The sequence below is a fragment of the Bizionia sediminis genome, assembly GCF_042684585.1.
Taxonomy (GTDB): Bacteria; Bacteroidota; Bacteroidia; order Flavobacteriales; family Flavobacteriaceae; genus Algorimicrobium; species Algorimicrobium sediminis.
Genome location: NZ_JBHULS010000002.1, coordinates 227,093 through 239,632, shown reverse-complemented (window position 1 = coordinate 239,632; position 12,540 = coordinate 227,093). Strand labels below are relative to the sequence as shown.

General features: G+C 38.6%; 12 protein-coding genes. 8 read left to right on the top strand and 4 right to left on the bottom strand.

The features are described 5' to 3' along the window. Nucleotide 1: 1 nt before the first annotated feature. Nucleotides 2–1,498 carry a choice-of-anchor B family protein gene (locus ACFSQP_RS05525; protein WP_376892414.1) on the bottom strand — a complete coding sequence of 499 codons (1,497 nt, stop codon included), beginning with the start codon at nt 1,496–1,498 and terminating at the stop codon, nt 2–4. A 274-nt stretch (nt 1,499–1,772) separates the two neighbouring features. On the opposite strand from ACFSQP_RS05525, the gene thiL reads away from it, so the two are divergent. Beyond that, nucleotides 1,773–2,819 carry a thiamine-phosphate kinase gene (thiL, locus tag ACFSQP_RS05520; RefSeq protein WP_376892413.1) on the top strand — a complete coding sequence of 349 codons (1,047 nt, stop codon included), beginning with the start codon at nt 1,773–1,775 and terminating at the stop codon, nt 2,817–2,819. A 6-nt stretch (nt 2,820–2,825) separates the two neighbouring features. Here the strand turns inward: thiL and ACFSQP_RS05515 are convergent, their stop codons facing one another. Continuing rightward, nucleotides 2,826–3,104 (bottom strand): hypothetical protein, encoded by a 279-nt coding sequence (locus tag ACFSQP_RS05515; protein ID WP_376892412.1) that lies wholly within the window; start codon nt 3,102–3,104, stop codon nt 2,826–2,828. Nucleotides 3,105–3,165: 61 nt separating this feature from the next. Continuing rightward, nucleotides 3,166–3,939, bottom strand: a complete 774-nt coding sequence (locus tag ACFSQP_RS05510) for an alpha/beta fold hydrolase (RefSeq protein ID WP_376892411.1) — start codon at nt 3,937–3,939, stop codon at nt 3,166–3,168. A 154-nt stretch (nt 3,940–4,093) separates the two neighbouring features. Here ACFSQP_RS05510 and brnQ point away from each other — a divergent pair, with 154 nt between their 5' ends. The 4 genes from brnQ (at nt 4,094) to ACFSQP_RS05490 (ending at nt 7,159) form a co-directional block, all read left to right on the top strand. Beyond that, nucleotides 4,094–5,392, top strand: a complete 1,299-nt coding sequence (gene brnQ / locus ACFSQP_RS05505; RefSeq protein WP_376892410.1) for a branched-chain amino acid transport system II carrier protein — start codon at nt 4,094–4,096, stop codon at nt 5,390–5,392. Next, nucleotides 5,392–6,240, top strand: a complete 849-nt coding sequence (locus tag ACFSQP_RS05500) for a helix-turn-helix domain-containing protein (protein WP_376892409.1) — start codon at nt 5,392–5,394, stop codon at nt 6,238–6,240. Before brnQ ends, ACFSQP_RS05500 begins: the two co-directional genes overlap by 1 nt. Nucleotides 6,241–6,374: 134 nt before the next feature. Then, nucleotides 6,375–6,758, top strand: coding sequence for a DoxX family protein (locus tag ACFSQP_RS05495; protein ID WP_376892408.1), 384 nt, complete (start codon nt 6,375–6,377; stop codon nt 6,756–6,758). Nucleotides 6,759–6,784: 26 nt separating this feature from the next. Next, entirely contained in the window at nt 6,785–7,159 is a 375-nt protein-coding gene (locus tag ACFSQP_RS05490; protein WP_376892407.1) for a hypothetical protein, read from the top strand. Nucleotides 7,160–7,240: 81 nt separating this feature from the next. Here ACFSQP_RS05490 and ACFSQP_RS05485 read toward each other — a convergent pair whose 3' ends face one another. Beyond that, entirely contained in the window at nt 7,241–8,533 is a 1,293-nt protein-coding gene (locus ACFSQP_RS05485) for an aminopeptidase P family protein (protein WP_376892406.1), read from the bottom strand. Between the two features lie 556 nt (nt 8,534–9,089). Here ACFSQP_RS05485 and ACFSQP_RS05480 point away from each other — a divergent pair. From ACFSQP_RS05480 to ACFSQP_RS05470, 3 genes are read left to right on the top strand one after another with little or no spacing between them, the layout of a single operon-like run. Next, complete coding sequence (locus ACFSQP_RS05480) at nt 9,090–9,767, top strand: succinate dehydrogenase cytochrome b subunit (protein ID WP_376892405.1); 678 nt, start codon at nt 9,090–9,092, stop codon at nt 9,765–9,767. Nucleotides 9,768–9,779: 12 nt separating this feature from the next. After that, nucleotides 9,780–11,777, top strand: coding sequence for a fumarate reductase/succinate dehydrogenase flavoprotein subunit (locus ACFSQP_RS05475; RefSeq protein WP_376892404.1), 1,998 nt, complete (start codon nt 9,780–9,782; stop codon nt 11,775–11,777). 12 nt (nt 11,778–11,789) lie between these two features. After that, a complete protein-coding gene (locus ACFSQP_RS05470; RefSeq protein WP_376892403.1) occupies nt 11,790–12,536 on the top strand; it encodes a succinate dehydrogenase/fumarate reductase iron-sulfur subunit in 747 nt (248 codons plus the stop codon). Nucleotides 12,537–12,540 lie beyond the last annotated feature (4 nt).

The window sequence follows — 12,540 nt, the reverse complement described above, 5'->3', positions numbered from 1 at the left end:
TTTAATTTTGTTTTTTCACAATAAATAATCCGCCATTTATATCGCTAATAATAATATTGCCACTTTCAAAATAAGGATATACATTCCAGGCACCTCTAAAAGTGGTGTTATTGCTTGGCGGATAGGTATCAAAATACCCGGTTTCCCACATGCTGCCCGCGGCAATGTTCGAAATATCTACCATTCTTAAACCAGCTGCGTAGTTAGCAATATAAAATGTATTGCCTTTAACATAGCCATTGTGGTCTATTGCCGCCGTTGGGCCACTGTAATCCATGTGGTAACTTGGATTGTCTAAATCGGTAAAGTTAAAAACAATGGTTCTGGTATTGCTACCAAAGTTTTGCTCGTCCAATTCGTCGCCTAATATAAAAAAGGCTAAATCTTCTGTAAACCAGCCTTGGTGTGTGTAACCAATGTTATCGTAGGCAATGCGAGAAATAATTTGCGGATTGGCTTTATTAGTTACATTAACTATTACAACTTCATTTTCGTTGCTGCCAATTAAAATTTCCTGACCTGCATAATCGGCATCTGGGCCGTTATAATTTAGCACTTGTGCATCATGCGAATAACCAAAAAAACCACCTTCATTTACTGGGTTTAAAGGGTTTTGAATGTTTAAAAATAATGGGCCGCCAGCATAGGTGCCACTGCGGCTAGTCCCTACAATGTAGGCGTAACCAGAATCCTCGTTAATTACAATATTATGTGCACTACCAAACCCCCTGTAATGAGCATCTGGGGCGAATGTTGCTGGCGGATTAGCTACGTTGCGTAACCGGGTTAGGTCGAATACCTGCATGCCATGTCCGTTTGCTTCACTTACTATAAAAGCATGGTTGTTATACACCTTTACATCGCGCCAAACATTGCCTCTATCGCCAGGAGATGCAGATGCCAGACGCCCTAATAGTAAGGGGTTTACAGGATCTGTTATGTCTACAAATGCGGTACCTTGTGTGGTGCCTACTAATGCGTATTCATTTCCGGTGGCACTATCTGTCCAACCCCAAGAGTCGTTGCCTTCAGAACTTGGATTTCCTAAAACAGAATTGGGTATATGGCCCATTAAGTCGTAACCATTACATGGATATGGTCCAGCCATGCCGTTTTCGCAAGGAAATAATGGGTTTGTGTTAGGCGCGTCTTCACAAGCGTTTCCTATGCCATCATTATTGTCATCTTCTTGATTAGGGTTTGCTACATTAGGGCAATTATCTTCAGCATCGGGAACGCCATCGTTATCTGTGTCTACAGGCATGTTTGTGTCGCAGGCATCGCCTAAACCGTCGTTATTTTGGTCCTCTTGATTTGGGTTTGCAACATTTGGGCAGTTGTCTTCGCCGTCTGGAATACCGTCATTATCGGAATCTGTTACGGCAGGCGGTGCTGCAGCATCTACAGATTCATTGTTACAAGACAGCATAACAGTAGCTAAAACAAACAAGCAAGCGCATGTTTTAATAGTAAAGGGGCGTAAAATTGAGTTTTTCATAGTATAGGTGAACACCGTTTTTTTATTTTATTTTTTTTGAAGTTATAAATGGTGTTTAATTTTATTAGATAACGTATTTGCGGTATTAAAAGTATTTAATTACAAGTTTAGGCGTTTTTTTAGCGCCATAGGGAAACAAAATTAAGGCATTGCAAACGAAATGACTGGTCACTTTTTATTTTTTTTATGAAAAAACAGCTATTTGCTCACTAAAAAGCGTATTTAGTTGCTAAAAAGTACAACGAAATAAACAGAAGCTTCTTATTTTTGTGCTATGATAGAAGATAAAAATCAATCCCGTACCCAATTAGAAGCCTTAGGAGAGTTTGGCTTAATTGATCACTTAACACAGGCCTTTAAAATAACCCAAGAATCTACCATCAAAGGTATTGGCGACGATGCCGCTGTTCTAGATTTTGCGGACAAACAACTAGTGGTTACAACCGATTTGTTAGTTGAAGGTGTACACTTTGATTTAAGTTATATGCCTTTAAAGCATTTAGGTTATAAGGCTATCATGGTTAATCTATCCGATGTGTTTGCTATGAATGCTAAAGCGTCTCAAGTAACCGTTTCCATTGCAGTTTCCAATAGGTTTCCATTGGAAGCGTTGGAGGCGCTTTATGCGGGTATAAAAACAGCAACCGACCTTTATAATGTGGATTTAATTGGGGGCGACACCACATCGTCCACCTCTGGATTACTAATTTCAGTAACCGCCATAGGGCAAGTTTCTAAACAAGATGTTGTGTACCGAAATGGTGCAAAACCAAACGATTTGTTGGTAGTTACAGGCGATTTGGGTGGTGCCTACATGGGTTTGCAAGTGTTGGAACGCGAAAAAGCGGTTTTTAAGGTAAACCCTAATAACCAGCCAGACTTGGAGCCGTATACCTATATAGTGGAAAGGCAATTAAAACCAGAAGCCCGAAAAGATATTCCAGTATTATTGAAAGAACTAGGTGTTAAACCAACGGCAATGATTGATATTAGCGACGGACTCTCGTCAGAAATATTACATATATGTAAGGAGAGTGGAGTGGGATGCGATTTATACGAAAATAAAATTCCGTTGGATCCCCAAGTTATTACTACTTGCGAGGAGTTTCAGTTAGATAGTACCACAGTTGCATTAAACGGTGGTGAGGATTATGAGTTGCTTTTTACCATATCGCAAGAAGATTTTCCAAAAATTAAAGGAAATCCAAATTTTACGGTTATTGGTTATATAACAGAAGCTAGTGCCGGTGCCCATTTGGTAACGCGCGCCGATACTAAAATAGCCTTAAAGGCACAAGGCTGGAAAAGTTTTGAAAAATAAGCGCCTTTAGCCTGTAATTTTTAAGTCCTGTTTGGCAACTTTCAACATGCTTTTACGCATGGTGCGGTGTTTGTACACCCGCTCTAAAATGCCATTTATTTCCCGAAACGCAGGCGTTAACTCTGTTAGCCTGCCATTGCCATTTGTGGTGGCTTGCTTTTTACAATACTTACATTCGTACTCTTTAACATGCAGTGTTACGGCACGCGTTTCTTCAAAAACGTGGTCAAAAAGAAGGCAATGTAATCTGGGGATAATGTTTGCTTTTTGGTTTATTGGTTTCATAATCATTAGGTTGGGGATCTAAAGTTATTAAAAAAACCAAATAAATCGTTAAAAAGTTTAATTATTCGATGAAACGCATAATTTCGTTCAGAAAAAGTGTTTCGTTTTCTATATAACTCATGTGTCCATCTGGAAACATGACGTAATTGGTTTGTGTTTGCTTGGCTTCCAGAATGGAGGATTTACTAGGAATTACGGTATCTTGTTCGCCTAAAATGAAGAGTTTTGGGATGTTCGCTTCTTTTAAAATATCGGTTCTGTTTTTTCTAACCTTCATCCCTTCTAAAGCCGCAATAATGCCTTGAACGGGTGTTTTTAAAGCTTCTGTCTTAACGGCTTCAATTTGAGGGGCCCGTAAATGTTGGTTTTTAGCTGTAAATAAATTGCCAACGGCCATTCGAACAAAAATAGTATGATTTTTTTTTACTGCTAAAATTGCACGGTCTCTGTTGGCTTGGCGTTCTGGGGTATCTGGTTTGGCGGTGGCGTTTGCTAAGCAGAGTTTTAAAACTGCCTGTGGGTTATTTTCCATAAAAGCTAAGGCCACGTAACCACCCATAGAATGACCAATAAAAATACTCTGTTGTATGTTTAAATGGTTTAATACGGCTTGTACCGTTTCTGCCATGAGCTCCATGGTGTGAATATAACCCAAGCAACCAGTGTGGCCATGACCCAGTAAGTCTATACAAATTACTCTATTAGTTTTGGTGAGCACCGGCAATAGGCTTTGCCACATGCGGCTATTTTCTAAAAATCCATGCAGCAGCACGATAGGTGTTCCTGCGCCTTCATCTGTGTAAAATACGGCCGTATCCTTGTAGGTGATAATCATTTTTATAGAATATCTGGCAAAGATAGCTAGTTTACATAAAGTGACTTGGCTTTTTTTATCTCATTTTCCGTAAATCGGTACCACGTTATAAGGCATTGTTTTCTAGCTTTGCACGGTTGCCTGGTGTGGCCATTATTAAAAATACTGTTAACCTATGAATAAACCCAAACAAACCCTAGTTGTTGCGTTTACCTTGTTTTCTCTTTTTTTTGGTGCTGGAAATTTAATCTTGCCTCCTTATTTGGGTGTACAAGCGGGTGCAAATTGGCATTGGGTGGCATTGGGTTTTGCACTAACAGCGGTGGTAATCCCAATACTAGGTATCTTGGCGCATGCCAAATTGCAAGGTAGTATGTTCGATTTTGCAAAAAAAGTATCGCCTTTATTTAGCACTATTTACTGTGCTTTATTGTATGGTATTGCCGTTTTTTTGGCAGCCCCTCGAACGGCATCCGTTACGCACGAGTTGGCCGTGGCTCCGTTTTTTAATACCGCTACATTTATAACAAGTTGTATATATTTTGGTACGGTGTTTTTGTTTGTTATAAATAGATCACGGCTTTTAAGTTTAATTGGTAAGTATTTAACGCCCTTAATAGTTATTATTTTATTCATTATTATTGGTTTGGGCGTGCTTAGAGGTTCAGCCGAAATGGTTTTAACTCCAGTAAGTACTCCCTTTTCATTAATTACACTAGGTGTTTTTGAAGGCTATCAAACCTTCGATGCTATTGCGGGTGTTGTGGTTGGCGCTGTTATTGTTTTGTCGTTAAAAACGTATGATGTTGGAAATTTTCAGACCAAAAAACAGCTTATTTCTCAAGCTGGATTTTTAGCTGGATTTGGACTTTTTGTTATTTATGCTGGACTAATTATTTGTGGCTATTTGTTGCAGAATCGTATTCCGGATAATGCATCCAGAACAGAGGTTTTAATTAGTTTAAGTCAATTAACATTGGGTAAAATAGGTGCCACTTTTTTAAGTGTTCTAGTGGCTTTGGCCTGTTTTACAACTGCCGTTGGTATTATTACTGGCGCATCGGATTATGTTAGTGGCCTGTACCGCGACTCCCGGAAAGCTTACATACTTACAGCCATTATAGCGTCGTTAATTGGTGTTGTGGTAGGAAGTTTTAAAGTGGGTTTTATTATTACTATTGCTTTGCCCGTTCTCATGTTTATTTATCCCATAACTATTGTGTTAATTTTATTGCATGTATTGCCACAAAAATTTGCTTCGGCTTTGGTGTTTAAAGCGGTTGTTTTAATTACGTTTTTGTTTAGTATACCGGATTTTTTAAAATTTATAGTACCTATTGGTTCTTTACAAGGGATTATAAATAGTATTCCATTAGCAACGCAAAACTTGGGTTGGGTGCTGCCCGCTTTATTGGTGTTTCTTTTGTTAAATTTCAGAAATTTTACGACTAAAGCAATTTCCAATCAAAGCTAATGGCCTTACAAAATATTGTATCTTACAAGTATCGCGATATATTTTCATTAAATATAGTTGATTTCCAAAAAGCCTGCGTGGTTCATAAGCCAGAGCAGGTTCAGTCCTATAATGTATACTGGATTACCGATGGAAAAGGGGTTTATAACATCGATTTTAAGGGGTATGAATTTGAAGGCGAAGTACTTTTCTTTTTAACACCAGGGCAAGTTTTTTCAGTAGCACACGAAAAAATTAAGTCAGCTTACAAGTTAAGTTTTGATCGGGATTTTTACTGTATTCAAACTCACGATAAAGAAGTGTCCTGTAATGGCGTGCTTTTTAACAATGTTTATGAAACGCCCTTTGTAAAGCCTTCCGAAAAAGAATCATTAAAATTAACAACTATTTTAGAGGGTTTAATTGAAGAGTTTCAAAATAATCAAATCGCTCAACACGATATGCTTCAGGCTTATCTCAAGCAATTTATTGTAAACGCCGTAAGAATAAAAAAAGAAACAGGTATTATTAAAACCGATGCAGATACCAAGCTATTTAAAGATTTTAGTTTGCTGGTGGAGCAAAACTTTAAAACACATCATAGCGTTACAGAATATGCTAAACGCTTGGGCTTGTCTCCAAAATCATTAACCAAACATTTGCAATTAATTGGTGCCAGTACCCCCAGTCAAGTTATTAAAAAACGGCTTGTTTTGGAGGCTAAACGGCAATTGGTATATTCCGATGCCTCTGTTAAGCAAATAGCTTTTAATTTAGGATTTACAGACCCCGCTTATTTTAGTCGCTTTTTTACAAAAGCCACATCGCAGTCGCCACTGCAATATAAAAAAGACTTCAAAAACACGTAATCTACTTATTTAGTGCTTGTTTGTATGCAATTTTACAAGCATTAGGAACTTTTGTCCATTTTTCTGGGTATTGATTAGCCGCATCTTTGCGGTGTTATTTAAAACAATCAGTAACAAATTTAATCATTAGAATTATGAAAAATGGCAACTTATTAATACGTATCGGGTTTGGACTTTTATTTGTTTGGGGCGGCGTTGAAAAATTTATTGAAGACTTTTTAGGCGGTGTTGGACTTCAAAACATGGCAGACTTTTTAAAAAACAGTGGTTTGGGCTTTTTAGGCGATACCGGAACCTACGCTCTTGGTGCTATTCTAGCAGCGCTAGAGTTGGTGGCGGGAATACTATTGTTTGTAAACAAAAGGTTGTTTGAGGCTTATGCCTTTTTGGCTTTCATTATGCTTATGGCCTTGGTGTTAGTCCATATTCCTTCTGGAAATTGGATGAACATCATGATTCATGTGGCTTTGCTATTTTCATTGGCGGGATTAGCGGTTCAAAACAAAGTGATAAAATAATTAAATAATAAAAAAATAAACAGGATATGAGTACAGCATTAAACACCCAGGAACAAAAAATTGAAACAGCGTTAATGGATTTAAAAACATTGCTTGGAAAGGGGCAATTTATGGAGGCTATGCATAAGTATTTAGCGGACGACGTGGTTTTACAAGAAGCAAACCAAACGCCTAAAGTGGGTAAAGAAACCTGCCTTATTGCCGAAGAAGCGTTGCTAGATACCGTAACTGAATTTATTAGATACGACATTTTTGATTATGCTATAAACGGCGATACCTCATTTTATGAAGCGATTATGGAATTTAAAACAAACGATGGAAAACATCATAAATTTGAGCAAGTAAACCGCACAAAATGGCGTGATGGAAAAATAATTAACGAGCGTTATTTTCACCAATAAATAATCAAATATTTTTCAGTTACAAAAAAGGCGCTTCTATAAAAAAGCGCCTTTTTAAAAATGAAACAGCATTTAAATAAATTACGAATTCATAAGTGCTTCAATCTCTTCCGCTTCAATAGGAATATTACCCATCAGGTTTTTAGGGGCTCCCGTTTCTTGAATCACTAAATCGTCTTCCAAGCGTATGCCAAAACCTTCTTCTGGGATGTAAATACCAGGTTCCACGGTAAACACCATATTGGCCGTCATAGGCTCGTGAAGTAATCCGTAATCATGGGTGTCCAATCCTATATGATGCGAGGTACCGTGCATAAAATATTTTTTATAAGCAGGCCAGTCTGGATTTTCGTTTTGTACATCGGCTTTGTCTAATAAGCCAAGTTTAAGAAGTTCGGAGGTCATTAACTTACCAACTTCTACATGGTAATCGGCCCAAATAGTACCAGGTACTAGCATTTTTTCGGCCTCTTTTTTAACGTGGTTAACGGCGTTGTAAACCGCTTTTTGGCGATCGGTAAATTTACCAGACACAGGTATGGTTCTGGTCATGTCGCTGGAGTAGTTGGCATATTCTGCACCGACATCCAATAAAATTAAATCGCCCGCTTTACAAGCTTGATTGTTTTCAATATAATGCAATACATTGGCATTGTTACCCGAGGCTACAATAGGTGTGTAGGCAAATCCTTTGGAGCGGTTTCTTAAAAATTCGTGCATTAGCTCCGCTTCAATTTCATACTCCATAACACCGGGTTTTACGAAGTTTAGTAAACGTCTAAACCCTTTTTCTGTAATGTTGCATGCTTGCTGCATAAGTGCTAGCTCAATAGGGTCCTTTACAGCCCGTAAACGTTGCAAAATAGGATTACTTTTTGCTACTTTATGGGCAGGATATTGTTTTTTTAGCTTTTTGTTAAAGCGCATTTCACGGGTTTCCGTGGCAACATTGGCACGGTAATGCTCGTTGGTATTTATGTAAACAGTTTCGGCCTGCGCCATAATTTCTTTAAATATTTTGTCGAAATCTTGCAACCAGTATACGGTTTGTACACCCGATGTTTCAAAGGCCCTTTCTTTACTTAATTTTTCGCCTTCCCAAACAGCAATATGCGCATTGGTTTCCGTTAAAAATAATATTTCGCGGTGTTTTGGGTTTGGGCAATCTGGAAATAACACCAAAATACTGTCCTCTTGGTCCACACCACTTAAGTAAAAAATATTCCGATCTTGTTGAAAAGGCATGGTGCTATCTGCGCCAATAGGGTAGATATCGTTCGAATTAAAAACAGCGAGACTGTTAGGGGTCATTTGGTCCATAAAACGCTGTCTGTTTTTAATGAAAAGCTGCTTGTCTATTAAATGGTATTTCATAGGTCTGATATTTGATAACCCCGATATTTACTGGGGTTGTTTTTTAATTAAACTTTTACTGTAAGCTCGTACAGTAGTGCTGTAAAAGCTTTAGTACGTACAAATTTGCCGTAGCGCATCAAAGCTACAGAATTCAAAATGGTTTAGAAAATTAGTAGGCATGTTTTGTTAAATTTTTAACATGAGTTTGTGGTTTTTTAATGTGCGGGAATTACTTGCTTATTTTGGGTGCCTGTTTTATTGTTTGAACGTGCTTTTTTTTGGTATTTTAAAGGCTTACCTCAATCCAATTACAGGCTTAAAAATTAGCAAACTAACACGTTTTTTAAACATCATTTGTAATTAAAATCTGCTAAAATTCGTTTTTTAAAGCTTAAAACAGGGTCTGAAAATGCTTAATTTTCTGCTTTAAAACTTACTAATTTGCTGGTTTTAAGCAGGTTTGGTCTAATTAGTTTAAAATGATTCTAAATACTTAATAAAAATGTTTGTGTTTTGTCAAGAACTTTATGAAACCGTATCTTTGCTAAATAAAACTTAAACTCCAATTTTAACGATGAGCGGAATTTTGAATTCTACGATTGGAAGAAAATTTGCCATGGCACTTTCGGCACTCTTCCTGATGATTTTTTTGTTACAACATTTTGCCATAAATATCTTATCGGTATTTAGCCCGGACACCTTTAATGAGGTTTCGCACTTTATGGGTACGTTCTGGGTGGTTCAGTACATTTTTCAACCAATTTTAATTTTTGGTGTAATTTTTCATTTTGTAATGGGTTTTGTTTTAGAAATAAAAAACAAAAAAGCCCGACCAATTAGTTATGCAAAAAACAATGGTAATGCCAACTCTTCTTGGATGAGTAGAAACATGATTTGGAGTGGTGCTGCTATTTTAGCCTTTATGGTGTTGCACTTTATCGATTTTTGGTTTCCTGAAATGAATATTAAGTACATCCAAGGCGATATGTCTGGATTGTTAGCAGATGGTGAGGGATTTAGATACTATGAAGAGTTAGTTCATAAGTTTGAAAATCCAATACGAGTGGCAGCCTACGCGCTGGCTTTTGTGTTTTTAGCGCTACACTTACTGCACGGCTTTATGTCCGCTTTCCAATCTATTGGTGCAGACAATAAATATGTAAAAAGCTTACAAGGTTTTGCCAAAGTATACGCCATTGGCATCCCGTTAGGTTTTGTTTTTATTGCATTGTTCCATTTTTTTAACCATTAAAAAACTTCTAATATGGCTTTAGATTCTAAAATACCAAAAGGTCCTCTAGCAGAGAAGTGGACAAATCATAAAAATTCTATTAATTTAGTTAACCCTGCTAACAAGCGTTTAATAGATGTTATTGTGGTTGGAACCGGTTTAGCCGGTGGTTCGGCAGCAGCAACGCTTGCAGAATTAGGTTATAATGTAAAAGCATTTTGCTTTCAAGATTCACCAAGGCGTGCACACTCTATTGCTGCTCAAGGTGGTATAAATGCAGCCAAAAACTATCAAGGTGATGGCGATTCCGTTTACAGATTATTTTACGATACTGTTAAAGGTGGCGATTACCGCTCCAGAGAGGCTAACGTATACCGATTAGCGGAAGTATCGGCTAATATTATTGACCAATGTGTGGCACAAGGTGTTCCTTTTGCGCGCGAGTACGGCGGCTTATTGGATAACCGTTCCTTTGGTGGTGTACTTGTTTCCAGAACGTTTTACGCAGCAGGACAAACAGGACAACAGCTGTTATTAGGTGCTTACTCCGCTTTAAACCGACAAATTGGTAGAGGTAAAGTTAAAATGTACAGCCGCCACGAAATGCTAGATGTGGTTATAGTAGACGGCAAAGCCCGTGGAATTATAGCTAGAAATTTAGTGACTGGCGAAATTGAGCGCCATTCAGCACACGCGGTGGTACTAGGTACAGGTGGTTACGGTAACGTATTTTTCTTATCTACTAACGCCATGGGTAGTAATGTAACGGCAGCCTGGAAAGCACACAAACGCGGTGCTTATTTTGCAAACCCATGCTACACCCAAATTCACCCAACATGTATTCCTGTATCGGGCGATCATCAGTCAAAACTAACCCTAATGTCCGAGTCTTTACGTAATGACGGTCGTATATGGGTGCCAAAACATAAAAAAGACGTAGAAGCTATTCGAGCGGGTAAATTAAAACCTACCGAAATAGCCGAAGCCGATCGCGATTATTATTTAGAACGTCGTTATCCGGCATTCGGTAACTTGGTACCACGCGATGTGGCTTCGCGTGCTGCTAAAGAGCGTTGCGATGCTGGTTACGGTGTTAATGCGACAGGTGAAGCGGTTTATTTAGATTTTGCTTCGGCATTTATGCGCTACGGAAAAGAACAAGCGCACGTAAAAGGTCTAGACGAAAATGACGAAGCTCTTGTTAAAAAATTAGGTCAAGAGGTGGTTAAAAACAAGTATGGTAACTTGTTCCAAATGTATGAGAAAATTGTAGATCAAAATCCATACGAAACACCTATGATGATTTACCCAGCCGTACACTATACCATGGGCGGAATTTGGGTAGATTATAATTTACAAACAACCGTTCCAGGACTTTACGCTATTGGCGAGGCTAACTTCTCCGATCACGGTGCTAACAGACTTGGAGCTTCGGCACTTATGCAAGGTTTAGCCGATGGGTACTTTGTGTTACCATATACTATTGGCGATTATCTAGCTCAAGATATTAGAACAGGACCGATTTCTACAGATCACCCTGCTTTTGCTGAAGCTGAAAAAAGTGTGAAGGACAACATTAAACACTTAATTGAAAATAAAGGAACGCATTCTGTAGACTATTTCCACAAACGATTAGGTAAAATTATGTGGAATAAATGTGGTATGGCGCGTAATGAAGCCGATTTAAAATCGGCTATTACAGAAATAGCCGAACTACGTGCCGAATTCTGGAAAGATGTACGCGTGCCAGGAACCAATGAGGAGTTTAACGAGGAATTAGCCAAAGCACTTCGTGTGGCAGATTTCTTGGAGTTAGGCGAGTTGTTTGCTAAAGATGCCTTATTACGCGAAGAGTCTGCTGGTGGTCACTTTAGAGAGGAATACCAAACGGAAGAAGGTGAAGCAAAACGACGTAAGGAATTCCAGTACGTGTCTGCCTGGGAATACAAAGGCGAACCAAAGGATGCTGTACTACACAAAGAAGAGTTGGTTTACGAGAATATTGAAGTGAAAGAAAGAAGTTATAAATAAGTAAGGAAAGCTATGAATTTAACGTTAAAAATATGGCGTCAGAAAAACGCTAACGATAAAGGCAAATTAGTCGATTATCCAATCAGTGATGTTTCGCCAGATATGTCTTTCCTAGAAATGTTAGACGTATTAAACGAAGGACTTATAAATAAAGGCGAAGAGCCAGTAGAGTTTGATCACGACTGTCGTGAAGGTATTTGCGGAATGTGTTCGTTATACATAAATGGCGAGGCCCACGGTCCAGATCGTCGCGTAACCACATGCCAGTTACACATGCGTATGTTTAACGACGGCGATACGATAGTTATTGAGCCGTTTAGAGCAGCTGCCTTTCCTGTAATTAAGGATTTGGTAGTGGACAGGTCTGCTTTCGATCGCATCCAACACGCCGGTGGTTTTATTTCGGTAAACACCTCTGGTAACACCATAGACGCAAATGCCATTCCAGTAAACAAACACGATGCAGACGACGCCTTTAGTGCGGCAACTTGTATAGGTTGTGGTGCGTGTGTGGCTAGTTGTAAAAACTCATCTGCCATGCTGTTTGTAGGAGCCAAAGTGTCGCAGTTTGCACTATTACCTCAAGGTAAAGTGGAGGCTACGGAGCGCGTTCTTAACATGGTAAAACAAATGGACGAAGAAGGTTTTGGTAACTGTACCAATACGGGTGCATGCGAAGTGGAGTGTCCAAAAGGCATCTCCCTAGAAAACATTGCACGTATGAATCGCGAATATTTAAAAGCAAGCTTAAAGGGCTAGTTCA